This is a genomic window from Promicromonospora sukumoe (assembly GCF_014137995.1).
Lineage (GTDB): Bacteria > Actinomycetota > Actinomycetes > Actinomycetales > Cellulomonadaceae > Promicromonospora > Promicromonospora sukumoe.
Genome location: NZ_JACGWV010000001.1, coordinates 2406067 through 2430734, shown reverse-complemented (window position 1 = coordinate 2430734; position 24668 = coordinate 2406067). Strand labels below are relative to the sequence as shown.

Annotated in this window: 21 protein-coding genes; 8 read left to right on the top strand and 13 right to left on the bottom strand. The window is 73.9% G+C overall.

Going from position 1 to position 24668, the window contains the following annotated elements; all coding sequences use genetic code 11:
• Positions 1–42: 42 nt before the first annotated feature.
• Together FHX71_RS10725 and FHX71_RS10720 are read right to left on the bottom strand one after the other, a co-directional pair.
• Positions 43–2292 (bottom strand): beta-galactosidase, encoded by a 2250-nt coding sequence (locus tag FHX71_RS10725; RefSeq protein ID WP_182616079.1) that lies wholly within the window; start codon positions 2290–2292, stop codon positions 43–45.
• The gene (locus FHX71_RS10720) at positions 2289–3563 is read right to left on the bottom strand and encodes a LacI family DNA-binding transcriptional regulator (RefSeq protein WP_182616077.1); all 1275 of its coding nucleotides are present in this window, start codon (positions 3561–3563) and stop codon (positions 2289–2291) included. The genes FHX71_RS10725 and FHX71_RS10720 overlap by 4 nt, the downstream gene beginning before the upstream one ends.
• Positions 3564–3825: 262 nt before the next feature.
• Between FHX71_RS10720 and FHX71_RS10715 the strand changes: the two genes are divergently transcribed.
• Positions 3826–4797 (top strand): alpha/beta hydrolase, encoded by a 972-nt coding sequence (locus FHX71_RS10715; protein ID WP_312877002.1) that lies wholly within the window; start codon positions 3826–3828, stop codon positions 4795–4797.
• A gap of 82 nt (positions 4798–4879) precedes the next feature.
• On the top strand, positions 4880–5995 hold the full coding sequence (locus tag FHX71_RS10710; protein WP_182616073.1) for a hypothetical protein: 1116 nt from the start codon (positions 4880–4882) through the stop codon (positions 5993–5995).
• A 351-nt stretch (positions 5996–6346) separates the two neighbouring features.
• On the opposite strand, the gene FHX71_RS10705 is transcribed toward FHX71_RS10710, so the two are convergent.
• Both FHX71_RS10705 and FHX71_RS10700 read right to left on the bottom strand, forming a co-directional pair.
• Positions 6347–7855: a GntT/GntP/DsdX family permease gene (locus FHX71_RS10705; protein ID WP_220489632.1), complete on the bottom strand. Its 1509-nt coding sequence runs from the start codon at positions 7853–7855 to the stop codon at positions 6347–6349.
• Positions 7855–8445: a gluconokinase gene (locus FHX71_RS10700; RefSeq protein ID WP_182618618.1), complete on the bottom strand. Its 591-nt coding sequence runs from the start codon at positions 8443–8445 to the stop codon at positions 7855–7857. Before FHX71_RS10700 ends, FHX71_RS10705 begins: the two co-directional genes overlap by 1 nt.
• A gap of 137 nt (positions 8446–8582) precedes the next feature.
• On the opposite strand from FHX71_RS10700, the gene FHX71_RS10695 reads away from it, so the two are divergent.
• On the top strand, positions 8583–9443 hold the full coding sequence (locus FHX71_RS10695; protein ID WP_312877001.1) for a FadR/GntR family transcriptional regulator: 861 nt from the start codon (positions 8583–8585) through the stop codon (positions 9441–9443).
• Here the strand turns inward: FHX71_RS10695 and FHX71_RS10690 are convergent.
• Positions 9434–9898 (bottom strand): VOC family protein, encoded by a 465-nt coding sequence (locus tag FHX71_RS10690; protein ID WP_220489630.1) that lies wholly within the window; start codon positions 9896–9898, stop codon positions 9434–9436. The two genes, FHX71_RS10695 and FHX71_RS10690, sit on opposite strands and share 10 nt — an antisense overlap.
• Before the next feature lie 166 nt (positions 9899–10064).
• Here FHX71_RS10690 and FHX71_RS10685 point away from each other — a divergent pair, with 166 nt between their 5' ends.
• Positions 10065–10901 carry a TetR/AcrR family transcriptional regulator gene (locus FHX71_RS10685; RefSeq protein WP_182616069.1) on the top strand — a complete coding sequence of 279 codons (837 nt, stop codon included), beginning with the start codon at positions 10065–10067 and terminating at the stop codon, positions 10899–10901.
• 32 nt (positions 10902–10933) lie between these two features.
• Here the strand turns inward: FHX71_RS10685 and FHX71_RS10680 are convergent, their stop codons facing one another.
• Complete coding sequence (locus FHX71_RS10680) at positions 10934–11635, bottom strand: TetR/AcrR family transcriptional regulator (RefSeq protein ID WP_182616067.1); 702 nt, start codon at positions 11633–11635, stop codon at positions 10934–10936.
• Between the two features lie 222 nt (positions 11636–11857).
• Between FHX71_RS10680 and FHX71_RS10675 the strand changes: the two genes are divergently transcribed.
• Positions 11858–12280: a RidA family protein gene (locus FHX71_RS10675; RefSeq protein ID WP_182616065.1), complete on the top strand. Its 423-nt coding sequence runs from the start codon at positions 11858–11860 to the stop codon at positions 12278–12280.
• A 113-nt stretch (positions 12281–12393) separates the two neighbouring features.
• Here FHX71_RS10675 and FHX71_RS10670 read toward each other — a convergent pair whose 3' ends face one another.
• Positions 12394–13407 carry a zinc-dependent alcohol dehydrogenase family protein gene (locus FHX71_RS10670; RefSeq protein ID WP_182616063.1) on the bottom strand — a complete coding sequence of 338 codons (1014 nt, stop codon included), beginning with the start codon at positions 13405–13407 and terminating at the stop codon, positions 12394–12396.
• A 60-nt stretch (positions 13408–13467) separates the two neighbouring features.
• Positions 13468–14349 carry an SDR family oxidoreductase gene (locus FHX71_RS10665; protein ID WP_182616061.1) on the bottom strand — a complete coding sequence of 294 codons (882 nt, stop codon included), beginning with the start codon at positions 14347–14349 and terminating at the stop codon, positions 13468–13470.
• Positions 14350–14461: 112 nt separating this feature from the next.
• Here FHX71_RS10665 and FHX71_RS10660 point away from each other — a divergent pair, with 112 nt between their 5' ends.
• Positions 14462–14857 carry a winged helix-turn-helix transcriptional regulator gene (locus FHX71_RS10660; RefSeq protein WP_312877000.1) on the top strand — a complete coding sequence of 132 codons (396 nt, stop codon included), beginning with the start codon at positions 14462–14464 and terminating at the stop codon, positions 14855–14857.
• A 90-nt stretch (positions 14858–14947) separates the two neighbouring features.
• Here the strand turns inward: FHX71_RS10660 and FHX71_RS10655 are convergent, their stop codons facing one another.
• Positions 14948–15646, bottom strand: a complete 699-nt coding sequence (locus tag FHX71_RS10655; RefSeq protein ID WP_246402505.1) for an ArsR/SmtB family transcription factor — start codon at positions 15644–15646, stop codon at positions 14948–14950.
• A 64-nt stretch (positions 15647–15710) separates the two neighbouring features.
• Between FHX71_RS10655 and FHX71_RS10650 the strand changes: the two genes are divergently transcribed.
• Together FHX71_RS10650 and FHX71_RS10645 are read left to right on the top strand one after the other, a co-directional pair.
• The gene (locus tag FHX71_RS10650; RefSeq protein WP_182616058.1) at positions 15711–16229 is read left to right on the top strand and encodes an OsmC family protein; all 519 of its coding nucleotides are present in this window, start codon (positions 15711–15713) and stop codon (positions 16227–16229) included.
• Positions 16226–16675 carry an ACT domain-containing protein gene (locus FHX71_RS10645; RefSeq protein ID WP_182616056.1) on the top strand — a complete coding sequence of 150 codons (450 nt, stop codon included), beginning with the start codon at positions 16226–16228 and terminating at the stop codon, positions 16673–16675. The genes FHX71_RS10650 and FHX71_RS10645 overlap by 4 nt, the downstream gene beginning before the upstream one ends.
• Positions 16676–16795: 120 nt before the next feature.
• Here the strand turns inward: FHX71_RS10645 and FHX71_RS10640 are convergent, their stop codons facing one another.
• The 4 genes from FHX71_RS10640 to FHX71_RS10625 all read right to left on the bottom strand — a co-directional run bounded on the left by FHX71_RS10640 (position 16796) and on the right by FHX71_RS10625 (position 24498).
• Positions 16796–17641 carry an SDR family NAD(P)-dependent oxidoreductase gene (locus tag FHX71_RS10640; protein ID WP_182616054.1) on the bottom strand — a complete coding sequence of 282 codons (846 nt, stop codon included), beginning with the start codon at positions 17639–17641 and terminating at the stop codon, positions 16796–16798.
• A gap of 76 nt (positions 17642–17717) precedes the next feature.
• The gene (kilB, locus tag FHX71_RS10635) at positions 17718–18191 is read right to left on the bottom strand and encodes a plasmid transfer protein KilB (protein ID WP_182616052.1); all 474 of its coding nucleotides are present in this window, start codon (positions 18189–18191) and stop codon (positions 17718–17720) included.
• A 174-nt stretch (positions 18192–18365) separates the two neighbouring features.
• Positions 18366–19664: an amidohydrolase gene (locus FHX71_RS10630; RefSeq protein WP_182616050.1), complete on the bottom strand. Its 1299-nt coding sequence runs from the start codon at positions 19662–19664 to the stop codon at positions 18366–18368.
• Positions 19665–19818: 154 nt separating this feature from the next.
• The gene (locus tag FHX71_RS10625; RefSeq protein ID WP_182616048.1) at positions 19819–24498 is read right to left on the bottom strand and encodes a S8 family serine peptidase; all 4680 of its coding nucleotides are present in this window, start codon (positions 24496–24498) and stop codon (positions 19819–19821) included.
• Between the last annotated feature and the right edge of the window lie 170 nt (positions 24499–24668).

Here is a 24668-nt window from a genome sequence, read left to right as displayed (position 1 = left end):
GGTCCGCGCGAGCCGGAGCCCACGCGGACCTCGGCCCTGGCCTCACACCTCCAGCAGCACCCGCACGTCCCACGGGCCGAGCTCGAGCTCCGCACCCGCGGCCAGCTCCTCACCGCTGAGCAGGTCCCGGACCGCGCCTGGCAGCACGAAGGTGCTCGGTTCCCAGGACCACGAGTGCACGAACCGCACCCGGTCGCCGGCGGGGTTCCGAGCGCCGGTGACGGTCTGCGAGGGGGCCTGCGGGCGCCACCGCAGCGTCCCGGCTGCCTGCGGCGCGCCGTCCGCCCCGGGTCCGTCCGACGACGTCGGCGCTGCTGCCGTCGAGGTCGCCGCCGAGCCCGCCAACACTTCGGCACCGCTGTGCCGCGCTACCCAGTCCAGGACCGCCCGGGCCAGCGCCGGGTCAGGCACCGTGCCGACCGTGGTGATCCGGCCCGCGCCGTGCACCCGCGTGGTCACGGCCGGCCAGCGCCCGAAGTGCGGGTGGTCGTACCCGGCCAGCACCTCGGCGTCCAGCACCTGCAGCCCGTCCACCCAGCCCGTCGCGTGGGCATCGGCCAGCCCCTCGCCCAGCCCCACAACCCCCGCGCTCGACCCTCCGCTGAACCCCTCGAAGCCCTCCGCCACCTGCACCCGCAGCGGCTCGTCGATGGTCGCGAACTCGTCGTAGAAGACCCCGGCCGCATCGCTGAGGTGCGCGGGCTTGCGCTCCGCCCGCGCGCGGGCCTCCTCGTCCTCGTACCCCGTGCGGATGCCGAGCACCAGGTGCCCGCCGGCCGCGGCGTAGCGCTCCAGCCACTGCAACCAGGCGTCGTCGGCGATGGTCACGCCCGCCGCGACCAGCACGGGCAGCTCGCGCGCGGTGTCCTCGGGGCTCGCGTCGGTGAGCTGGGCGTCGTGCACGAGCCGCGCCTGCAGCCCGGCGTCGAACGCCCCGCGGTAGAAGGAGTCGAAGATGCGGTGCCAGCCCCGGGGGTCGGGCCCGGCGCCCCCGCCGAGCTGCGGGAACTCGGCCAGCGACCACTTGCTCGGGTTGGACCACACCAGAGCGACGTCGGCGTCCGGGGTCAGGTTCGCCACCGCGGGGCCAGCGGCCCGGAGCTCGGCGCCGAGCTCCGCGAGCTGCCGGTACACCCGGCCCGGCTCCAGCGAGTGCGGCAGCACGCCGCCCCAGTACGTCTCCGTGCCGTAGGGGAGCGTGTGCCAGTGCCAGTACTCGATCATGGTCGCGCCCCGGGAGACCAGCGCCCAGGCGGCCTGCCGCCACTGGCCGTCGTAGGCGGGCTCGTTCAGCCACGGGCCGCCGATCGCCTGCGCGTTCGTCTCCGTGACGAGGAACGGCGCCTGCTTCGAGGAGTACATGCGGTCGGCCGTCGCGTACAGCGACCACGTGCCCGTCGTCATCCAGGTCTGGTCGTCGGGGACGGTCGGGGGCAGGGTCAGGTGGTCGCGCATCCGGTAGTACGGGTTACCCGCGGTCACGTCCAGCTCGCGGGTCAGGGCGTCGTCCTGCACGGTGGGGCGCTCGTAGGAGATGCACGTGGTGACGAACTGGTCCTCGCGGGCGTACTCGCGCACGACGTCGGCCTGCCAGCCGATGAAGTCCGTGGTGAGCTGCGCCTGGAACCGGCGCCAGGCGAGCGCGTACTGGGGCTGCGCGTTGCCCGACGGCGTCCACAGGTCCGCCCACGACGACAGCCGGTGCGACCAGTACGTCAGACCCCACTCGTCGTTGAGCCGCTCCACCGTGCCGTACGTGCCACGCAGGTGGTCGACGAACCGCTCGAAGACCTGGCGGTTGTAGAAGATCTCGTTGCCCGGCTCGTTGTCCACCTGGTAGCCGACGACGGCGGGGTGGCCCGCGTACCGCGCGACGACGGCGCGGATCACCCGCTCGGCGTGGAACAGGAACGCCGGGTGCGTGTAGTCGATCTCCTGGCGCGCGCCCCAGCCCATCGGCCGGCCGTCGGCGCGCACCACGTTGATCTCGGGGTACAGCCGGGCCAGCCACATCGGCACGGCGTACGTCGGCGTGCCGAGCACCACCTTGATGCCGCGCTCGTGCGCGCCGTCGAGCACGGGCTGGAGCCAGTCCAGGTCGAACCGACCGTTCTCGGGCTCCCAGGTGGACCAGACCGACTCGCCGACGCGGATCACCGTGAAGCCCGCCTCGACCATGAGGTCCAGGTCCTTCTCCAGCCGGTTGGAGAGGCGGTCCTCGGGCCGGTGGTACTCGGGGTAGTACGCGGCGCCGAACAGGACGCCGTCGGCCAGGTGGTGCAGGGGGTTCATACGGACCTCTCGGGTGCGGTGGTCTCGGTCTTGTTCTGAGGTGCGCTGTTCTTGGGCGTGCTGTCGGGCGGCGGTGCCGTGGTCTCCCGGACCACCAGCTCCGTGGGGATCAGCCGGTGCCGTTCGGCGGGCGGGCGGCCCTCCATGGCGCGCACCAGGCGGTGCACGGCCAGCCGGGTGACCTCGGCGAAGTCCTGGCGCACCGTCGTCAGCGGGGTGGACAGGAACTCGGCCTCGGGTGCGTCGTCGAAGCCGACGACGCTGACGTCCTGCGGCACCCGCAGGCCCGCCTGCTCGACGGCGCGGATCGCGCCGATCGCCATGTGGTCGTTCGCGGCGAAGATCGCGGTGACGGGGTTGACGGGGGTTGCGGTGGAATCAGGGGCGGCGCTCGTGGCGGAGCCGGAGCCGGAGCTGGAGCCGGAGCCGGCGTGGCGCAGCAGCTCCCTCGTCGCCTCGTACCCGGAACGCGGGCTCCAGTCGCCGTGCACGACGTCGGGCAAGGGTGCGCCGGTGTCGGCCAGGGCGCTGCGCCAGCCGGCGATGCGGCGTGCCGTGGCAGCCCAGCCGGCCGTGCCGGCGATGTGGTGCACCGTGCGGTGCCCGAGCGTCAGCAGGTGCTCCGTGGCCGACCGGGCCCCGGTCAGCTCGTCGGCCCCGAGCACGAGCCGGTCGCGGCCGGTCTCCTCGGGCGCCGGGTCCCTCCCCGGTTCGACGCCGGGTACGGCGCCGGGCGCGCCGTCGGGCACGGCGCCGGACCGGACGCCGGACCCAGCGCCGGCCACGCCGTCGGGCGCAGCCTCGGCGACGCTCGTGGGCGAGTCGAAGGTGAGCACCGGCAGCCCGGCCGGGAGGCGTAGCTCCGGATGTCCCAGGTCGATCGGCTCGGAGAGCACGAGCCCGGCGATGTCCTGGGCGACGAGCTCGTCGATCGCGGCCTGCAGGTCGGCGACGCCGCCGCCCTGCGTGCGCGCGACGCTCAGGTGGTAGCCGGTGCCCCGCAGGGCGGCGTCGACCCCGGCCAGGATCGACGTCGGCCCGTACAGCGCGGTGCCCATCGTGACCATCCCGATGCGCCGGTTGCGCCGCGTGACCAGCGCCCGGGCCGCCGCGTTGGGCCGGAAGCCCATCTCCTCGATGACGGCCTGCACCCGCGCGCGGATCGCGTCGGCGACGTGTGGTTCGCCGTTGACCACCCGCGAGACGGTCTTCTGCGAGACGCCGGCCCGCCGTGCGACGTCGGTCATCGACACGCGCTGTGTCGCACCCATCCGAGCAGCTCCTTCGCTGTGCCTGAACGCCGTCCGACGACGCCCCGATGACGCCCGACCCCGCACCCTGACTACGTAGTCAACGCAGGGAGCGAACCACGGGTCCGACCATGCGGTCAAGAGCACCCGGGACCGTCGCAGCCATCCCAACCTCCGACACCTCCGCCGGATGGCGGACGGCGACCCCGAGGTGTGCCTCGTTCGGCGGATGCCGGCGCCGGTCCTCGCGGTGCAGGATCACGGCATGGACAAAGGAGTTCGCGTGACCGAGACCGTGAAGAGGCCGCCCTTCGACCCGGAGCTGGAGGCAGTGCTCACGCTGCTGTCCGACCAGGTGCCGATGAGCATCACGCCCGAGATGATCCCGCTCATGCGCCAGGCCGCCCCCGCGCCCGGCGTCGGCGTGGACGACGCGCTCACCGCGGCCGGGATCGTGCGCCGCGACGTCACGATCCCCGGGCACGACGGCGACGAGATCGAGGTCAGCGTGCTGAGCCGGCAGGACCGGACCGGCGTCGGACCCGGCATCTACTACACGCACGGCGGCGGCATGATCATGGGCGACCGGTTCGTCGGCCTCGACCTGCTGCTGGGCTGGATCGACGACTTCGACGCCGTCGTGGTCACGGTGGAGTACCGCCTCGCGCCCGAGTTCCCCGACCCGTACCCGGTGCGGGACTGCTACGCGGGCCTCGTGTGGACCGCCGAGCACGCCGCGGAGCTGGGCATCGACCCCGACCGGTTGATCATCGCCGGCGGCAGCGCGGGCGGCGGCCTCGCGGCGGGCACCGCGCTGATCGCCCGCGACGAGAGCGGCCCGGCGCTCGCGGGCCAGGTGCTGGTCTACCCCATGCTGGACGACCGCGACCAGACCGTCTCGACCACTCAGATCGACGGGGTGGGCGTCTGGGACCGCGGTTCGAACCGCACGGGGTGGTCGGCGCTCCTGGGCGACCGGCGCGGCACCGACGACGTCTCGGTCTACGCGGCCCCCGCGCGGGCGACCGATCTGTCCGGCCTGCCACCCGCGTTCATCGACTGCGGGAGCGCCGAGGTCTTCCGGGACGAGGACGTCGCCTACGCCTCCGCGCTCTGGGCGGCGGGCGTGCAGGCCGAGCTGCACGTGTGGCCCGGCGGGTTCCACGGCTTCGACATCATGGCGCCGCACACCGTCCTGGCCAGGTCGATGCGCGCGGCCCGCGACTCCTGGATCGAGCGCACGCTCGGCATCTGACGGCGGTTCGCGCCACCCGGGCGCCGGTGCCCGACGTCGGCGCCCCGCTAGTGTGTTGGTCCACACACGCGATGGAGCGAAGATGCAAGAGCTCGTGGGCCGCCTGACCGCACTCGATCCCGAGGCCAGCGAGACCCTCAAGGTCGTCGCCTACTTCGACGTGCTCGTCGGGGGCGGCGTAGGGCTCCAGGCGCTGCTGCGCGGGGCGGCCCTGCTCAGCGGGACGGTCGCCGGCGCCGTCGTCGCCGGCCGGACCCACCGCGCGGGGCCCGACGGCGCCCGGCGGGAAGCGCCGGCCGACGGCGGCGCCGACCCGCACGAGGGCTGGCCGTCCCGGCCGGTCGACGGCGGGCGCGTCTGGATCGAGCGCGAGGGGCGCCCGCACGCCAACGACGACATGGTCGTCGAGCGGCTGGCGCTCGCCGTCGACCTGGTCCGGGCGCGGCACGACGGCGAACCCGCGGGCTCCCTCGGTGTCGTCCTCGACGCGACCCGGGAGGTCGCCGAACGCCGGACGGCCCTGGCCCGGCTCCGGCTCGACCCTGCGCGCGAGTACCGGGTGGCGGCGCTGCCCGCGTCCCGCGGCGAGGCGGGTGCCCGATCGGCAGGGAGGTCGGGTGTCGCTGGTGCGCCGGGTGCGCCGTCTACGGTCGTCGCGACGCCGTACGGTCTGGTGCGAGCCGTGGTTCTCGGTCGTGCGGGCTCGGAGGCCGAGGTCTTCGGCCCGGCCGGGATCGGTGTCGCGCGGCCCGGGGACCAGCTCCCGGAGTCCTTCCGGACGGCGCTCCTCGCGCTCCGCCTCCGGCCGCGCCGTGACTCGGGGCGCGGCGACCAAGGGCTCGGCAACAACACAGGGCTCGGCAACGCAGGGCACGACGACGCCGTGTTCGACGCCGCCGACCTCGGCGTGACCCTCGCCGCCGTCAGCGCCCTGGAACCGGTCGCGGCACAACAGCCGGACGTCGTCGCCCTCGCCCGGCTCGACGCTCGCACCCGCGCTGTCCTCGACGAGCTGGCCGCGGCCGAGAGCGTGCGCGCCGCCGCCACGGTGCTGGGCATGCACCACTCGACGCTCCAGGTACGCCACGACCACCTGACGACCGAGCTCGGCTACGACCCGCGGTCCCTGCCCGGCCGCGCCCGGTTCCTGCTCGCCCGGCTCCTCCTGCGCCTCGTCGAGGACGGCTCGGCCGGCTGACCCAGGTGCACCGGCCCGGCCCGGCGCCGGTCGGCCTCGCGCCCCTGGCCGCCGATGTGCGCTTCTGCCCAGTCATTGGGCCGGAAAAGTACGCGGTTTTCGGGCGCAATCGCTGGGTAGAAGCGCACATCGGTCTCGGCTCGGCCTGGCTCGGCCCGACCGGACTTGATCTGGCCCGGGACCTTCCACGTCGACAACGGCGACACCCGCCTCACCCGGTAACCACCCAACCCCGCCCCACCCAAAGGTTGAGTGCTGGGTATTCGCCCTTCTCGGTACTGCAGAAGGGCGAATACCCAGCACTCAACGGGGCGGTCGGGTGGGGTGAGGCGGGCGGGTTGCGGCGGAGCGCTACACGAACGCGCCCAGCAGCAGGACCACGAGCAGGGCCACGACCGACAGGACCGACTCCATGAGCGACCAGGTCTTGAAGGTCTGGCCGACCGTCATGCCGAAGTACTCCTTGACGAGCCAGAAGCCGGCGTCGTTCACGTGGGACAGGAACACCGAGCCCGCGCCGATGGCGAGGACGAGCAGCGCCGCCTGCGTGGGGTCGAGGCCCGCCGCCAGGGGCGCCATGATGCCCGCCGCGGTGATCGTCGCGACCGTGGCCGAGCCCGTGGCGATGCGGATGAGCGCCGCCACGAGCCAGCCGGCCAGCAGCGGGGTGATCCCGGCGTCGGCGATGCCGGAGGCGATCACGTCGCCCACGCCCGAGTCCACGAGCGTCTGCTTGAAGCCGCCGCCGGCGCCCACGATGAGCAGGATGCCGGCGATCGGCGCGAACGAGGAGCCGACCAGGTCGCCGAGCTGCTGACGCGTGCGCCCGACGGCGGTGCCGAAGGCGAACAGCGCGAACAGCGACGTGATGAGCAGGGCCACGAGCGGCTCGCCGAGGAACTCCAGCACCGTGCCCCAGCCCGTCTCGGTGGCGCCCGCGATCTCGACGACGGACCGCGCGAGCATCAGGATCACGGGCAGCAGCACGACCAGCACCGAGATCCCGAACGACGGCTTGCGCAGCGTGGTGGTGCCGGCCTCCGTCGCGGTGGCGGTCCCGGTCGCCTTCCCAGCGCCGTCCGACGACGACGCGCCGCCGCTGCCGCCCGCACCGTTGCCGCCGGCACCGCCCGCGGCGTCGTCGGACATACCGAGCACCGTGGTGGGCGGGTCGAGCTTGACCCAGCGGGTCAGCGGGATGGCGAGCAGCGGCCCGGAGATGATCACCGTCGGGACGGCGACCAGCAGGCCGAGCCCGAGCGTGAGGCCCAGGTTGGCGCCGAGCGCGTCGATGGCGAGCAGCGGTCCGGGGTGCGGCGGCACCAGGCCGTGCAGCGCGGACAGGCCGGCGAGGGCCGGGATGCCGACGAGCACGGGGTTGGTGCGCATGCGGCGCGCCACGATCATCACGACCGGGATCAGCAGCACGACGCCGACCTCGAAGAACAGCGGGATGCCGACCACGAACGCGATGAGCGCCATGGCCCAGGGCAGACGCTTGACCGGTGTGCGGTCGAGGATCGTGTCGACGATCCGGTCGGCGCCGCCGGAGTCGATGAGCAGCTTGCCGATGATCGCGCCGAGCGCGATGAGCACGCCGACGCCCGCGACCGTGGTCCCGAGGCCCGCCGTGAAGCTGGTGAACGTGTCGGTCAGGCCGATCCCGGCCACGAGGGCGAGCGCGCCCGAACCGAGCACGAGCGCGAGGAACGGGTGCATCTTGAGCCACACGATGAGCCCGACGATGACGACGATGCCGATCAGCGCGGCCAGCACGAGCTGCGCGGTCGGGGCGGTGGGCGCGGTGTCCGCGGCGGCGGTCGCCAGCGGGGCAGCGAGCAGAGCGGTGTCGTGGAGCATCAGTGGTCCTCTCCCAGGCGGTGCAGGATCTCGTCGACGATCTGCTCCGGCCGCGGCGTGATGTCGACGGCGAAGCCGGGCTCGTCGTCGGCCAGGGGCTCGAGCGCGGCGAGCTGGCTGTCGAGCATCTCCGGCTTCATGAAGTGCCCGGCGCGGCCCTGGATGCGGGTGCGCAGCAGCTCGTACGAGCCGGTCAGGTGCACGAACTGGACGGTGCCGATCGCGCCGGCGCCGTCGGCCGAACCGTTGCCCGCCGTCTCCAGCAGGTCGCGGTAGCTGCGGCGCAGGGCGCTGCACGGCACCACGGCGCTGCGTCCCGCGGCGAGCTCCTTGGCGAACCAGTCGCGGATGCCCTGGAGCCAGGGCCAGCGGTCGTCGTCGTCCAGGGGGTGGCCGGCGGCCATCTTGGCGACGTTCGCGGGGGAGTGGAAGTCGTCGCCCTCCGCGAAGGACGCGCCGAGGCGCCCGGCGAGCAGGGCGGCGACCGTGGTCTTGCCCGACCCGGCCACGCCCATCACGACGAACGCTCGTGGTCCGGGGTCCTGCGCAGACGGGTCTGTGCCGCCGCTGCTTGTCTGGGTCGAGAACATCGCTGTCTCGGTGACGTCTGTGTCCATGGGGTCTATCTTCACCCATTGATGACACCATTAGCACGTGATTCATGTCACCAATGGTGTGACCAATCCGCCCGGTCGATGGTGCGAACTATTCTTGGAGGATGCCTCCCGTGCTGCACAGCCCCGTCCTCGACGCCCTGGGCCGCCGCATCACCGCTGGTGAGCTGCCGGCGGGCGCCTCGCTGACGCTCGACGGGATCGGCAGCGAGTTCGGGGTGTCCCGCACCGTCGCGCGCGAGGCGATGCGGCTGCTCGAAGGCCTCGGGCTGGTCCGCTCGGGCCCGCGCGTCGGCATCGTCGTGCTACCGCACCCGGCATGGAACGTGCTCGACCCCCGGGTGATCGCCTGGCGGCTGGACGGGCCCGGGCGCACGTCGCAGCTGCGTTCGCTCACCGAGCTGCGCCAGGCGGTCGAGCCGCGCGCCGCGGCGGGCGCGGCACGCGGGGCGACGGCGGCGGTCCGCGACGAGCTGGTCGCCACCGCGGCCCAGCTGCGCAAGCTCGGCGAGGCGGGGGAGGGCGACGGCGCGGAGTTCCTCGCGCTCGACATCCGGATGCACGAGCTCCTGATGCGCTCCAGCGGCAACGAGCTGTTCACCGCGCTCGCCGACGTCGTCTCCGTCGTCATCTCCGGCCGTATCCACCTCGGCCTCATGCCGGCCTACCCCGTGCCCGAGGCGCTCGACGCGCACGAGGCGGTCGCGCGCGCCGTCGCCGCGGGCGACGCCGACGCGGCCGAGCAGGCGATGGCGCGCATCGTGCGCGAGGTGCGCGGCACGCTCGACGACGCCCCGCCCGCTCAGCCGGAGCGACCTGCTCTGCCGGATCAGCCCGCTCAGCCGGAGCGACCTGCTCTGCCGGATCAGCCCGCTCAGCCGGAGCGACCTGCTCTGCCGGATCAGCCCGCTCAGCCGGAGCGACCTGCTCTGCCGGATCAGTCTGCTCTTCCGGCTCGGCCCGCTCAGGCCTGACCGCCGAACCAGCTCTCCTGTGCGGCGCCGAGGCCTGCCGCGGCGTCCCAGTCCTTCAGGGGCTGGGAGAACTCCCACTGGTAGCCGAACGGGTCGACGCACTCGAAGACACGGTCGCCCCACGCCTCGTCCGCCGGTTCTGACGTGATCGTGCAGCCGGACGCCTGGCAGTAGGCGTAGCTCGCGGCCAGGTCGTCCACGCCCAGGCCGACGGCGACGCCCAGCCCCCGCGGACCCCGCTGCGTCAGCCGCTCGCGCTCGCTGTCCGGGAACGGCATGCCGACCAGTGCGTCGACGATGAGCTGCACCTCGCCGCGCGCCAGGATCGTCATGACAGGTCCGCCGTCGGGCCCCGGGACCGAGCCCACCTCCTCGAAGCCGAAGCCTCGGTAGAACTCCGCCGCCGCGACGACGTCGTCCACGCGCAGACCCACCCGGAATGCTGCTGCTACCACTGGTGCCTCCTGATCGAAGTGCCGTCGATGTGCCCGCCGTGCCATTTGGGTACGGCGTACGCAAACTATAGTCGACGACGGCGGGCTCGACGGCAAGGAAAACGAACCGCAAGGAACCTGGCCGACAACCGGCCGGTGGCACAACGAGCGTGGGGGAGAGCGGCGCGTGGGAGATCCTGGCGGCGAGCGGGACAGGGCGCGCACCCTGGACCTGCTGTGGGGCACGCGGGTGCCCTCCGGGCTCGGCCGGAAGCCGGGGCTCGGCCCCGAGCAGATCGTGGCGGCGGGCGTGGCGGTCGCCGACGAGGGCGGCCTGGGCAGCCTCTCCATGCGGCGGGTCGCCGAGCGGCTGGGCGTCGGCGCCATGTCGCTGTACCGGCACGTGCGGGACAAGGCGGAGCTGCTCGACCTCATGGTCGACCGGGTGCTCGGCGAGGTGCGGTACGACGTCGGGCCGGACGGTGTTGGGCCGGACGGCGTCGGGCCGGGCGGCGATGTGCCGGACGGCGTCGGCGCCGGTGCCTCCGGCGACACCGCCCCCTGGCGCTCGCGGCTGGACCGGGTCGCGCGTGCGAACCGCGCCCTCTACGAGCGGCATCCCTGGCTGCTGAGTCGTCCGGAGGGTCGTCCGACCCTCGGACCCGGCGTCGTCGCCAAGTACGACGCCGAGCTCCGCGCCGTCGACGGGCTCGGTCTCGGCGACGTCGAGATGGACCTCGTGCTGACACTCGTCCTGGGCTACGCCCGCGACGCGACGGCGAGCCTGGTCGCCTGGCGGTCCGTCCCGGAGAGCACCGGGCAGGCCGACGACCAGTGGTGGGCGGAGCACGAGCCGCACATGACGCGGGTCCTGGGCGACCGCTACGCGCTCGCCGCCCGGGTCGGCACGGCCGCGACCAGCGGGTACGGCGGCGTGCACGACGCCGAGCGCGCCTGGGAGTTCGGCCTGTCGCGCATCCTGGACGGGATCGAGTCGTTCGTCCGGGCCGGGACCGGGCGCTGAGCCCGGTCGCGGCCCTCGCTCCCGGATTGCTCCTAGATCGCCTTCAGCAGCGGCAGGCGGACGGCGGGCGGAAGCGGCGCAGTGTTGGCCCCAGTACCGGCCCGCGTGCCAGCCGAGGTGCCGGACGGCTGAGCCTGCAGCGCCTGGATCTGCAGCGCCGCGAACCGGCGCGAGGCCGCCACCGCCGCCTTCGGCGACGACGCCCGGATGCCGGAGTTCGCCATGATCACCATGATCAGGTCGTCCAGCCCGACGTCGCGGCGCAGCCCGCCGCCGTCCTTGGCGCGCTGGATCAGCTCGGCCAGCGACCGCAGGGCGCGCGTGCGTTCCTGCGCGAAGTCGACGGCGTCCGGGAACGCCGTGACGAACGCGGCCGTGAAGCCGCGGTCCAGGGCGTGCATGACGCAGACCCGCTCGATCACGGTGCGCAGGCCGTGCCACGGGTCGGGGTCGGCGAGCCCCTCATCGACGATGGCGGCGCACGTCGCCATCTGCTCGCCGAACGCCTCGGTGACCAACGCCTCCTTGGTCGGGAAGCGGCGGTAGAGCGTCGCCGGGCCGACGCCGGCACGCCGCGCCAGCTCTCGCATCGGGACGTCGATGCCCTGCTCCGCGAACGTCGTGCGGGCGACCTGCAGGATGCGCTCGCGGTTGTCGCGCGCGTCGGAGCGCAGCTCGCGCGCGGCGAGCGGCTCCAGGGCCTCGGGCGGCGCGGTCTCCGGGTGCCGGCTCATGCCGGGTGCTCGCTCATGACTCTCGTTTCGCCGAAACGGACGGGGTGTTCCACTCGCGGACATCATGACACCCCGGCGCGCACTGGCACATCCCGGCGCTCCGGCGCATCGCGGCGCACCCTGGCGCGTCCCGGTCCGGCCCCGCAGATCTTGGCCTGCCCCGGCCCGGTCCGGCTCCAAAACACGTTGTCGGGCGGACCCGCGCCTTGTGACACTCCTGCGATGCGGATCAACCCTGCGAACCGGATCAACAGAGTGCAGCCCGACGGCCTGCACCCGACCCCGGGCTACCACCACGTGACGGTCGTCGAGGCCGGCCGGACCGCTCACCTCGCGGGCCAGTGCCCCCTCGACGTGTCCGGTGACCTCGTCGGGGCCGGCGACGCCCTGCGTCAGGCGGACCAGGTGGCGGCCAACGCCCTCGTGGCGCTCTCCGCCGTCGGCGCCGTGCCGCAGGACGTGATCCGGTCGGTCATCTACGTGGCGAGCGAGGACCGGAGCGTGCTCGCGGCGGTCTGGGCCCGGCTGAACGCCGGCCCGCTCGCCGGGGCGTTCACCACCGCGAGCACCCTGCTGGGCGTCACGGTGCTCGGCTTCCCCGGCCAGCTCGTCGAGGTGGACCTGACCGCGGCGCTCGCAGACTGATCGGGCCGGGTCCCCCGAGGCAGACCATGCACCTGCTGCCAGATCCGGTGCCGGTCTGGCAGCAGGTGCATGGTCGGCTTCGCGCCGGGCGGACGCCCGGCATCGGCCAGCCGTCAGTTCTGCAGCAGCACCTTGATCGCGCGCCGCTCGTCCATAGCACGGTAGGCCTCCGCGACCTCCGACAGCGGCAGGGTCAGGTCGAAGACCTTGCCCGGGTCGATCTCGCGCTTCCACACCAGGTCCAGCAGGTGCGGCAGGTAGGCGCGGACCGGCGCGACGCCGCCGTGGATGCCCTTGTTGCCCCAGAACAGGGTGTCGGTGGGCAGGTCGCCGTGCGGCACCCCGACCAGCCCGATCATGCCGCCCGGCCGGACCAGCTCGACCGACTGCGCCCGGGCCTCGGCGGTGCCGACGCACTCCAGCACCGCGTCCGCGCCGATGCCCTCGGTCAGCTCCAGCACCTTGGCCAGCCCCTCCTCGCCGCGCTCGGCGATGATGTGGGTGGCGCCGAACTCCGTCGCCACCTTCTGCCGGGACTCGTGCCGGCTCATCGCGATGATCGTGGTCGCGCCGAGCTGGGCCGCGGCGAGCACGCCGCTCAGCCCGACGGCGCCGTCGCCCACCACCACGACGCTCGACCCCGGGCCGACGTTCGCCGAGACCGCCGCGTGCCAGCCGGTGCACATCACGTCGGACAGGCTCAGCAGGCTCGGGATCAGGTCGGCGTCGGGCTCGCCCGGGGTGGCCAGCAGTGTGCCGTCCGCGTTCGGGATGCGGATCTTCTCGGCCTGGCAGCCGTCGTAGCCTCCCCCGTGCAGGCAGTTGGCCTGCATGCCCTTGCGGCACACCGCGCACGTGTTGTCGCTGTGCAGGAAGCCGCCGACCACGAAGTCGCCCGGCTTGACGGTGGTCACGGCGGCACCGACCTGCTCGACGACGCCCACGTACTCGTGGCCGATCGGTGTCGGACGCTTGACCTGGGAGACCCCGCGGTAGCGCCACAGGTCCGAGCCGCACACGCACGCGGCGACGGTCCGGATGACGGCGTCCGTCGGTTCGACGACGACGGGGTCCGCCCGCTCCTCGAAGCGGACGTCCCCTGCTCCATGAATGATTGCTCCTCGCATGCCCCCATTCAACACGCGTGTCGCGGATGAGGGAGGGGCTGGCGTTACCTCCCGGGCCGTTCAGCCGCGCGCGGCGCGGACGACGTCGGCCAGCGGGACGGTCGGGCGACCCAGGAGACGGTCCAGGTCGTCGCTGTCGGTCTGCAGGTCGCCGGCCGCGATCGAGGCGTCGATCCCGGCGACGAAGCCGGCGGTCCCGGCGTCGAGGCCTGCCTGCTGCAGGTCGGCGGCGAAGGCCTCGACCGTCAGGTCGCGGTAGGCCACCGGTGCGCCCGTGACGTCGCTGATCGTCGCGGCGAGCTCGGTGAACGTGAACGCGGACCCGCCGAGCTCGTGCACGACGACGGGCGCGGCGGCCCCGTCAGCGGCAGCGGCGTCGTCGGCGAGCAGGGCGGCGGCCGCCGCGCCGGCGTAGTCGGCGCGGGGCGCGGCCGAGACCTTGCCGTCGCCCGTGGCCCCGACGATCTCGCCGCGCTCGACGAACTCGGCGAGCCGCGCGGTGTAGTTCTCGGTGTACCAGCCGTTGCGCAGCAGGGTGACGGGCACGCCCGACGCGCGCAGCACCTGCTCGGTGGCCTGGTGCTCGCCGGCCAGCGGGTTGGTGGTGTCGTCCGCGTTCAGGATGCTCGTGTAGGCGATGCGCTCGACGCCGGCGGCCTTCGCGGCGTCGATCACCGCGGTGTGCTGCTTGACGCGCGCGCCGGGCTCGCTGCCGGAGACGAGCAGCAGCCGCTGGACGCCGGCCAGTGCCGTGGTCAGGGTCTCCGGACGGTCGTAGTCGCCCTCGCGGACCTGCGCGCCGAGCTCTGCGAGGTCGGCGGCCTTCTCGGGGGTGCGGGCGATGGCGACGACGTCGGCGGCGGGGACGCCGCGGGACAGCAGCTCCTGCACGACGAGGCGGCCCAGGTGTCCGGTGGCTCCGGTGACGGCGTAGGTGGTCATGTGGGTCTCTCCAGGTTTTGGCGTGGTTCCGGCACGGTGGGCAGTTGCCGGTGGATAGCACTAACGAATCGAAAGTACACCACATTCCGAGTGCGCGCGGTATCCTCGTGCCGTGAGCCTCACCGACCTGGAACCCGCCGACCTGCCGGGCGACGCCCCGACCGGGCCGCCGCAGGAGCTGGTGACCGATGTCTTCGCCCGCGGCTGCACCTCGCGGGCGGCCTTCGAGGTGGTCACCTCCAAGTGGGCCTCGCTCGCGCTGCTTGCGCTGGGGGAGGGCAGCTACCGGTTCAACGCGCTGCGCCGCCGGGTCGAGGGAGTCAGCGAGAAGATGCTGTCCCAGACGCTGCAGGCCCTGGAGCGGGACGGCATGGTCACGCGCGACGTCGTCACGACCATCCCGCCGCGCGTCGAGTACGGCCTGACGCCGCTCGGCGAGCAGGTCGCGCAGCGCCTGCGCGCGCTGGCCGACCTGCTCGAGGCGACCGCCGCGGGCCAGGAGTTCTGACCCGACCCGCCCCGAATCCACGGACGCACCTCTCCTTCGAGACCTAAGTTTCTTCGCTCTGGGGCGGCTGAAAGCGAAGAAACTTAGGTCTCAAAGGGGAGGTGCGGTCACGTGTAGACCCCACGACTCCCGCACCAGCGCCCGCCCCGTCTCGGTGACGTCCAGCCCGCGGCCGGACCGGTGCCGCACCACCCAGCCGGCGTCGAGGAACCGTGCGCCGACGGCGGCGCCCAGCGCGCCGGCCAGGTGCGGACGCCGTTCGGTCCAGTCGAGGCACGACCGCGTCGTCGGCCGCCGGGCGGCGACCGCGCCGTCGACGTCCACGCCGAACTCGCCGAGGCCGGCGGCGCCCGCGTCCGTCAGGGTCAGCTCGTCGCGGCCGGCGAGCCACCCGGACCGCACCCAGGCGTCCGTCAGCCCGGTCCCGAGGCGTCCGGCGAGGTGGTCGTAGCAGAACCGCGCCGCGGCCAGGTACTCGGCCCGGCGGCTGCGGCGGTACCCGGAGACGGGCGCGGCGTCGGCCAGCGTGCCCAGGGCCTCCAGCGCTGTCGCGACCTCCGGGCCGGCGAGCGCGTAGTACCGGCGTCGGCCCTGGCTGCGGCACGTCACGAGCCCGGCGTCGGCCAGGACCGACAGGTGCTCCGAGGCGGTCGAAGCGCTGACGCCGGCCGCGGTCGCGAGCTCGCCCGCCGGTCGGCTGGTGCCGTCCAGCAGCAGGTTCAGGAACACCGAGCGCGCCGGGGTGGACAGCGCCCGGCCCACGGCGGTGAAGTCTCGGTCCCGGGTCATCGCCCGACGGTACGGCGGGGACATTTCGGCGTCCACCGAAGCGTCGCCGGCCTACCGTCCCGGCATGAGCCAGCCAACGAGCCAGCCACCGAGTGCGCCGTCGCCCGCCCCGCACACCCATCCCTACGCCGCGCGTCTGCACTGGACGGGCTCGACCGGCGGCGGCATCCGCTCCTACTCGCGTGACCACGTCGCGACGGCCGCGCCCGCCACCCCCGTGGTGCAGCTCAGCGCCGACTCCGCGTTTCGCGGTGATCCCGACCGGCTCAACCCGGAGCAGCTGGTCGTGATGGCGGCGTCGTCGTGCCAGCTCCTGTCCTTCCTCGGGGCCGCCGCACGCGCCGGGGTGGACGTGCTCGCCTACGACGACGACGCCACCAGCCACCTCGACCTGACCGCGACGCCCGCGCGTCTCGGGACGATCCGCCTGGCCGTCACCGTCCGGGTGGCCGCAGGGACCGACGAGGCACTGGTGCACGAGCTCGCGGAGCAGGCCCACCGCGCCTGCTACGTGGCGAGCACGCTGGCGGTCCCCGTCGAGGTCAGTACGACGGTGACGGTCGGAACGGTGACGGCCGGATGAGCACCCACCCGCAGGACCTGGAGGTCCACCTGCCCGACCGGCCCGGCGAGCTCGCCGGCCTGGGTCAGGCCCTCGGGGAGGCCGGCGTGAGCCTGGAGGGCGGCGGGGTCGTCACGGTCGGGGGTCGCGCCGTGGCGCACTACCTCGTGCACGACGGCGCCCGCGCGCTGGCGGCCGTCACCGCGGCCGGGATCGGGCCGGCGGTGGTGCACGACGTCGTCCTGGCGCGCCTGGACCAGGAGGTGCCCGGCCAGCTCGGCACGCTCGCGCGCCGCCTGGGCGACGCCGGGGTCAACGTGCTGGTCCAGTACTCCGACCACGTCGGCAACCTGGTGCTCCTGGTCGCGGACGAGGACCTCGCGGAGTGCCGGAAGGTCGTCGCGGCATGGAGCCGACGTCGGCCGCCCGCACCCGGGCTGGGGGAGCAACTCTCCTTTGAGACCTAAGTTTCTTCGCTTTCGGCCGCCCCAAAGCGGAGAAACTTAGGTCTCCAAGGAGAGGTCGACCGGCCGGTGAGGATGCCGACCGGCCGGTCCGGCCGACCCTGGCAAGTCGGCAAGTCCGGCTCAGCGGGCCGGGACGCCCACCAGCTCCGCCGAGCGGTCCCAGAGCCGTCGGGCCAGATCGGCGTCGCGCGCCTGCGGGTGCACGCGGCGGGCCACGCGGCCGCGCTCGTAGTACGCGCCGGACTCCCAGTCCTCCCCGGCGGGCGTCTGCGCGAACCGTACGAGCTGCCGGGCGCCCCGCTCGGGGGTCGCCAGCACGAGCTTGCCGATGCGGCTCCGGTACACGGGCCGCATGAAGCTGGTGCTCTCGGCGGCGAAGTTCGTGGCGACGCCGCCCGGGTGGAAGGACACGGCGGACAGCCCCTGGTCGTGGAACCGGCGGTGCAGCTCGGTGGTGAACAGGATGTTCTCCAGCTTCGCCGTGCCGTAGGCGAGGTGGGGCGTGAAGTCGTGGTCGTGGTCGAGGTCGTCCAGGTCGAGGTGCCCGAACAGGCGCGCGCCCGCGCTGGAGGTCTGGATCACGGTGGCCCGGCTCGCCAGGAGTTTGTCCAGCAGCAGGCTGGTGAGCAGGAACGGCGCCAGATGGTTGACCTGAAGCGTGGGCTCGAAACCGTCCTCGGTCTTCGTCCGGACGCCCAGGATGCCGCCCGCGTTGTTCGCCAGGACGTCGATCCGCGGGTAGGCCTCGTCGAGCTGCCTGGCCAGCCGGCGGGCGTCGGCGAGCCGCGCGAAGTCGGCCACGAAGTGGTCGGCGCCCACCTCGCCGGCGACCCGCGCGGTCTTTTCCGGCGAGCGTCCGACGACGACGACGCGGTGGCCGGCGTCGGCGAGAGCGCGGGCCGCCGCCGCGCCGATCCCGTCGCTGGCGCCGGTGATCACGATGGTCCTGGGGGCGGGGTTGTCCATACGGACCAGCATGCGTCAGCCCGCGCCCCGAGCGGGACTGCCGCGCTGGGAGGACGCAGGGTCGGCGCGGCTCGCGCTATGCCAGGTCGACGTGCTGGCGGGCCGCCTCCATGAAGCGGAAGACGCCCTGGCGGGACGTGTCGCGGGCGGCCGCGAACTCCTCCGGGGAGAGGTTCGGCTTCATCTGGTCCACGCCGTCGACCGCCTGCTTGCCCAGGTCGATCAGCTCCTTGGACTCGGTGACGAGCTGGACGCGGAACAGGGCCTCCTGTGCGTCGGTGTAGAGGCGGTAGGTCTCGTAGCGGAGCGCCTCGGGGTCGACGCTCTTGCGCTCGTCGTGGATCGCGAACCACCGGTCCATGTGGGCGCGGCGCAGGTTCACGAGGACGCCGCCGAACGTCGTGTACGCGCTGACGCGTTCCTGCCGCAGGCGCTCGCCGCGTTCGAAGCGCTCCGCATCGGCGCGGTTGCGGCGTTGGAAATAGTGGGTCGCGAGCGAGCCGAGCAGGGTTCCGACGACGGCGACGATGCTGGTCACGATGATCTCCACGGCCGAAGCCAACCACGCCGGGTCAGCCTTGAGAAGCCACCCGGGCAGGCCGCGATCGGGTCGGGGGTGACTGTTGCTCGGGGAGGTGTGTTGCGCTGGGTAGACGTTGTCTACTGACGGCAACGCATCCCCGGTGCGTGGGTTCTCCCCGCGCCCGGCGCGCCGATCACCGGCTCACGCCCCGTCCGGCGCCTCCAGGCGGTCCAGCGTCGCGACGACGAGCGCCGTCACGCCCGTCTCCAGGGTCGGGTGCGGCACCGGGGCGAACCGGGGGGAGTGGTTGGAGGGGATGTCCCGGTCGGTGGTGCCGGCCTGTTCCGCCGCGAAGAACGCTGCCGGGTCCCAGCCGCCGAGCAGCCAGTAGACGAGCGGCACGCCTGCGGCCGTCGCGAGCACGCTGACGTCCTCGCTGCCGGAGACGGCGCCCGGGTCGATGACCCGCTCGGCACCGAATCGGGCGGCCAGGGCGGCACGGGTGCGCTCGGTCTCCGCCGGGTCGTTGACCAGGGGCGGGAACGACTCGCCGGGCGTGATCCGCGGCGGCTCCGGCGCGCCCGCGGCGGCGGCCTCCGCGTGCACGATCCGCTCGATCGCGCCGAGGACCCGGGACCGTACGGCCTCGCCGAAGGAGCGGACGTTCACGCCGAGGCTCGCCTCGTCCGGGATGATGTTGTCCTTGGTGCCCGCCTGGAGCCGGCCCACCGTGACGACCGCGGCGTCACCGGCCGCGACCTCCCGCGACACGATCGTCTGCAGCTTCAGCACCGTGGAGGCCGCCATCACCACGGGGTCCACGGTCGCCTCCGGGCGCGACCCGTGCCCGCCGCGCCCGACCAGCCGGATGTCCAGCACGTCGGCGCCCGCGAACGCCGGGCCGGCGTGCAGCCCCAGCAGGCCCGCCGCCACGGGAGCGACATGCTGCCCGAGCACGATGTCGGGGCGGGGGACCAGGTCGTACAGGCCGTCGTCGACCATGGCCTGCGCCCCGGTGCCGAGCTCCTCCGCGGGCTGGAAGACGACCACCAGCGTGCCCGACCACGCGGACCGGCCCCGCGCCAGCACGTCGGCGGCGCCGAGCAGGGCCGTGACGTGCACGTCGTGCCCGCACGCGTGCATGACCCCTGACTCGATGCCGTCCGCCGTCGTGGTCCGCACGGTGCTGGCGTACGGCAGCCCGGTGTCCTCGGTGACGGGCAGCGCGTCCATGTCGGCGCGCAGCAGCACGCACGGGCCGACGCCGTTGCCCAGCACCCCCGCCACCCCCGTCCCGCCGACGCCGGAGTGCACCACGTACCCGGCCGCCGCGAGCCGCTCCGCGACCAGCGCCGCCGTGCGGGTCTCCTGGTACGACAGCTCGGGGTGCCGGTGCAGGTCCTCGTACGTCTCGCGCAGACCGGGCAGCAGGTCCGGCAGCGGGGCGAGCACCACGTCGGCGTCGGGAACCGTGCCGCGCACCACCGGGGGAGTCGTCATGCGCTCACCCTGCCACCGGGCCCCGGCGGAGGCGCGGCGAGCAGCGGTCCGCACGGGTGGTCGGCAAAAGGTCAGGTGGTCGGCACCCCGGGGTACCGACCACCTGACCTTCTACCGATCACACCTTGCGGGCTACGCCCGCGTGACCGTCAGCTCAGCGCCGCTTCACCTCCAGCTCCGCGGTCGCCTCCGAGGCCCCCAGGTCCTCGGTCCCCTCGTACTCCGCCGTGATCGTGTAGTCGCCGGCCCGCAGGAGCGGCGGCACCAGCACGTCGGCCTTCCCGCCCCGCAGCTTCACGGTGCGCTCGTACGAGTGCCGGTCGCCCTCGCGGCCCACGGTGACGGTGACCCGTCCCGACGGCTTCTCGTCGTCGGCGGACACGGTGACCTTCACCAGGAACGGCTCCAGCGGGCGGACCGAGGACGGGGCCTTGATCTGCGTGCTGGTCGCCGCGGGCAGCAGGTCGTCGGGCACGAGGTCGCTCACCGCCGTGCGGTGCACACCACCCTCGTCGGCCCCGGCGTAGACCCAGGCGCCGTCGGGGCTCACGGTCAGGGAGCGCACCGACATCGCGGTCAGGTCGTTCGACGCCGACGCCCACGTGGCGCCGCCGTCGGCCGAGACGAACACCCCGGCGCCGTTGGCCGCGAGGCCGTACGGGCGCCAGCGGGCGGCACCCGCGACCAGGAGCTCGGTGCCCGCGGCCGGGCCGTCCGGCACCTCGACGGCGACGAACGTGCCCACCGAGGCGGACGTGTTCGGCACCTCGGCGTCGGCGAAGGTCTTGCCGCCGTCCGTGCTGACGCGGATGCCGGGTGCCTCGCCGATCACGACGTGGCCGGTGTCGGCGGGGTCGACCCACACGGACCGGACCTCGTCCCGGGTCAGCCGGGTGAGCGTCTTGCCGAGGTCGTCGGAGCGGTACAGGCCGGACGTCGTGGCCAGCCACAGCCGGTTCTTCTTGGCCGGGTCGACCACGATCTGCTGCACCAGCACCTGGTGGGCGTAGCTGGTCCAGGTCTCGAAGCCGTTCGTCGAGACCATGAGCCCGGTGTCGACGAGCGACGTGTAGCCCACCGCGACCGTGCCCTCGGCGTGCGGGGAGACGGCCAGCGCCGTCGGGCTGTAGCCGCCCCTCGGGCCCACCTGGGCGAGGTCGGCGTCGGACTCGCCGGCGCCTGCCGTCAGGATGCGGCCGCCGCCCAGCGCGTTGGAGCCGATGGCCCAGACGTCGTGGTCGCCCAGCGGCGACTGGGTCACCGCGGAGACCTGGCGGCCGATGACGCCCTCGTGGCCGATCGAGCCCCAGTTCTGCTCGGGGCCGAGTTCGGCCAGCGACCGCTGGTGCAGGCCCTCGTAGTCGACGGCGCGCAGCACGGCCTCGCCGTCGGCGTCGACCCCGGCGTGCACGCCGGAGACGTCGGTGCCGGAGACGCCCGCCTTGGTCCATTCCTCGCCGTCGTCGGTCGTGTAGATCCCGGCGTTCTCCATCGACATGACGATCTGCTCGGCGGGGGTGCCGGGCCAGTGGTCGACGTCGGTGGCGAGCGGGCCGCGCACGGGCAGCGGGTGGCGCTGCCACGTCTGCCCGAGGTCGGTGCTCGTGCTGTAGGACGACAGGCCCGACGCGTACACGGTGCCGTCGGTCAGCGTGGTGACGGTGACGTAGGACTGCTCGGTGTCGGCGCCCTCCGTCCAGGTCACGCCCGAGTCGGACGAGGTGAGCGAGACGCCGTCGCCGCGCACCAGCACGGCGGTGGACCCCTCGGCCACGACGCCCTGCGGGCGGTCGCGGTAGTCGGTGGTGACGTACGGCTGCGTGACCTGGGTGCCGCCGGTCAGCGCGCCGGCGACCCGGTAGACGCCGTCGTAGGTGGCGATGAGCAGGTCGTCGCCGGCGAACGCGGCGCCGGACACGTTGCCGCTCCACTCCGGGGCGACGCGGCGCCAGCGCTGCCCGCCGTCCCGGCTGAGGTAGAGGCCGTCGTCGCTGATCGCGGCGAGCGTGTCACCGTGGGCGACGAGCTCGCTGATCGCGACGTCCGGGAACGGCAGGACGGTCCACGTGGCCCCGGCGTCGGGCGTGTGCACGATGCGGCCGGAGTAGCTGGGGTCCAGGGTGACCTTGCCGGCGGCGCCGTTCAGGGCCACGTAGAACCCGCCGGGCGTCGTGGTGTCGGCCACGGGGATGCCCCAGCCGTCGGCGACGGGCATGCTGCGCACCCGCTGCCAGGTCTGGCCGTAGTCCGAGGTGACGAACGGGTGCACGCCGGACCCGGCCATCGCCAGGCCCGTCCCCGGGGCCGTGGGCGAGGTCGCCAGCTCGCGGGCCGCGCCCGTCAGGCCGACCTGCTCCCACGCGCCGGGCTGGTCGGTGCCCTCGGACTGCACGCCACCGGTACCGGTCAGGGTGCGGCCGGTGACGGTCGCGCGGGCGTCGATCGCGTAGGTGCCGGGCTCGTCGAGCGGCACGGTGCCGCGGAACCAGCCGGGGCTGGAGCTGACGGGGCTCAGGGCCGCGGTGTACTTCTCGCCGGACGGCGCGGTCGCCGTCGCGGTCGGTGTCGTCTCGGGCGTCATGGGCGCGTAGACGAAGACGTCGGTGCTCCCCGTCGCGAGAGACGGCGAGGACTGCACCTGCAGCGGCCGCACGTAGGCGGCGTAGGGGATGCGCACGGTCGTGCCGTCGGAGACGGTGCCGACCACGACGCCCGAGGTCTCGGTGTCGCCCGCGTCCGGGGCGTGGGTGTCCGGGGTGACCGTGAGGTCGATGGACGCGCTGCGCCCGGCCGGGATCTTGACCTGGCGGGCGGACAGCTCGGCCTCGCCCGTGCTCGTCGCGGCGGGCTTCGCCGCGAGCTTGACGGTGACGGCCTTCGTGCCGGCGTTGCGCAGCACCACGGTGCTGGTGCGGGCCGGCTTGGAGCCCATGTCGGCGAGCCCCAGGGAGAGGGCGTCGGGCGCGGCCGTGACCTGCTGGTCGACGGCGGCGGCGACGTCGAGCTTGCCGGCGCCCTGGGCGGACGGCGACACCTCGGCGTCGTCGGAGTCCAGGGGCTGCGCGCTGCCGATGAGGCTCGCGCGGAGCTGCTCGGCGTTCTGCTCGGGACGGGCCTGGGCCAGCAGGGCCGCGGCCCCGGCGACGTGCGGCGCCGCCATCGAGGTGCCGGACATGCGGTACTGGTCGCCGTCCACCTCGAACATGGCCGGGATGTCGGACATGATCTCGAAGCCCGGCGCCACGATCTCGGGCTTGAGCGTCATGGCGTCGCTCGGGCCGCGGGAGCTGAAGTCCGTGATCGTGTCGGTCTGGTCGACCGAGCCGATGGTGCCGCGCGCGGTGCCGGCCGCGACCTCCGCCTTGAAGGTCTGGTACTGGGCCGAGCTGATGTTCATCATGACCAGGGACTCGCGGCGCAGGTCGAAGCCGCCGCCGGCCAGGATGCTCGCGGAGCCCTGCGGGCCCGCGCCGCCCTCGCCGGCGGGGTCGGTCGGGCTCGGCGAGTACAGCAGGGCGCCCACGGCGCCGTGCTCCTCGGCGAGCTGGGCCTGCAGCAGGTGCGGGCCGAGCACCTCGCCCAGCGAGCCGACCGTCAGGCTCTGGATGACGACGATCGCGCCGCGCACGTCGCCGGCCTGCTCGTAGTCCTCCTCCTCGAAGCCGTCGCCGACGTCGACCAGGCGGGCCGTGATGCCCTTGGCCGGCGGGTTGGCCGACATCGGGAAGCGCGTGACGTCCAGCGGACGGGCCGCGTCGCCGCGCTTGGCGCCGGCCAGTGTGAGCGTCGGGTCGGACACACCGGTGACCTGCGCGCCGACGGCGATGACGCCCTCGGCGGCGGCCGGCGAGCTGACGGTCTGGTCGTAGGGGCCGGCGTTGCCGGCAGCGGCCACGACGACGACGCCCTGCCGCACGGCGGCGGTCGAGGCGCGGCCCAGCGGGTCGGTGCCGTCGCCGGGCGTGCCGAGACTCATGTTCACGACGTCGGCCGGGTAGTCGCCCAGCGGGTCGGTCGCGGCCTCCAGCGCGAGCAGCAGGTCCTCGGTGGTGCCGCCGCCGTTGGCGTCCATGGCCTTCCAGGCCGTGAGCGTCACGTCGGGCGCCATGCCCGTGAGGTTGTCGCCGCCCGCGCCGACGATGCCGGCCACGTGCGTGCCGTGCATGTGGTCGTCCATGGGGTCGGCGTCGTCGTTGACGAAGTCGTAGCCGTCGGCCACGCGGTGGCCGGGGCCGAACCCGCCGCCGAGGTCGGCCAGCGTGTAGTCGATGCCCGTGTCGATGATCGCCACGGTGCGGCCGTCGCCCGTGACGGGGGCGCCGTCGGCGTCGTCGCGCTCCCAGACCTGGGGCGCGCCGGTGGCGGGGATGTTCGCCTCGTCGCCGAGGATGCGCACCGCGGCGCTCTCGGTGACGCGCGCGACGCCGGGGGCGGAGCGCAGCTCGGCGAGGTCCGCGGGGTCCACGGTGGCGACGACGGCGGACAGCAGGCCGGTGACGGACTCGGGCTTCTCGAGCTCGACGTCGCGCTGCTCGGCCCAGGCGGTGACGCCCTGCTGGGCCTCCTCGACCTCGTCGACGGCGGCGCGGTAGTCCGCGGCGAAGGCACTGCGCGCCCGGGCGGAGCCGGACCCGGTGCGGGCGGCGGCGACAGCCTCCTCGCCGACGACGTCGGCGGCGGTGGGGGAGTCGAGCTCGATGATGACGCGCACCGGGTCGGCGTCGGGTGCGGCCGGGGCCGCGACGGCGACGCCGGGTGACAGGACCAGTGAGGCCGAGACGAGGGTGCTCCCGAGCAGGAGACCCCGGCGTCGGCCGGAGGGCAGAGGTTGCATGAGGGCTGTCTAGTCCGCGCTACCCTGCGTGGGCAATGGGCGGAATGGCCGGATGTGGCCACTGGCCGGTACCGGCCGCAAGGTTTTACATGGGCGTCACGCGGGAGGGCACTTTTCACCCCGCCCCGCCCCGCCCCACCGACGTGTCAGACACACAGGTCACTCGGGGG

Coding starts and splice junctions, on each gene's coding strand:
- FHX71_RS10650 (WP_182616058.1), top strand. CDS start 15,711: ATGAGCCAGCCAACGAGCCAGCCACCGAGTGCGCCGTCGCCCGCCCCG.
- FHX71_RS10670 (WP_182616063.1), bottom strand. CDS start 13,407: ATGCGAGGAGCAATCATTCATGGAGCAGGGGACGTCCGCTTCGAGGAG.
- FHX71_RS10680 (WP_182616067.1), bottom strand. CDS start 11,635: ATGAGCCGGCACCCGGAGACCGCGCCGCCCGAGGCCCTGGAGCCGCTC.
- FHX71_RS10655 (WP_246402505.1), bottom strand. CDS start 15,646: ATGACCCGGGACCGAGACTTCACCGCCGTGGGCCGGGCGCTGTCCACC.
- FHX71_RS10700 (WP_182618618.1), bottom strand. CDS start 8,445: ATGTTCTCGACCCAGACAAGCAGCGGCGGCACAGACCCGTCTGCGCAG.
- FHX71_RS10665 (WP_182616061.1), bottom strand. CDS start 14,349: ATGACCACCTACGCCGTCACCGGAGCCACCGGACACCTGGGCCGCCTC.
- FHX71_RS10720 (WP_182616077.1), bottom strand. CDS start 3,563: ATGGGTGCGACACAGCGCGTGTCGATGACCGACGTCGCACGGCGGGCC.
- FHX71_RS10625 (WP_182616048.1), bottom strand. CDS start 24,498: ATGCAACCTCTGCCCTCCGGCCGACGCCGGGGTCTCCTGCTCGGGAGC.
- FHX71_RS10645 (WP_182616056.1), top strand. CDS start 16,226: ATGAGCACCCACCCGCAGGACCTGGAGGTCCACCTGCCCGACCGGCCC.
- FHX71_RS10675 (WP_182616065.1), top strand. CDS start 11,858: ATGCGGATCAACCCTGCGAACCGGATCAACAGAGTGCAGCCCGACGGC.
- FHX71_RS10630 (WP_182616050.1), bottom strand. CDS start 19,664: ATGACGACTCCCCCGGTGGTGCGCGGCACGGTTCCCGACGCCGACGTG.
- FHX71_RS10640 (WP_182616054.1), bottom strand. CDS start 17,641: ATGGACAACCCCGCCCCCAGGACCATCGTGATCACCGGCGCCAGCGAC.
- FHX71_RS10710 (WP_182616073.1), top strand. CDS start 4,880: ATGCAAGAGCTCGTGGGCCGCCTGACCGCACTCGATCCCGAGGCCAGC.
- FHX71_RS10725 (WP_182616079.1), bottom strand. CDS start 2,292: ATGAACCCCCTGCACCACCTGGCCGACGGCGTCCTGTTCGGCGCCGCG.
- FHX71_RS10705 (WP_220489632.1), bottom strand. CDS start 7,855: ATGCTCCACGACACCGCTCTGCTCGCTGCCCCGCTGGCGACCGCCGCC.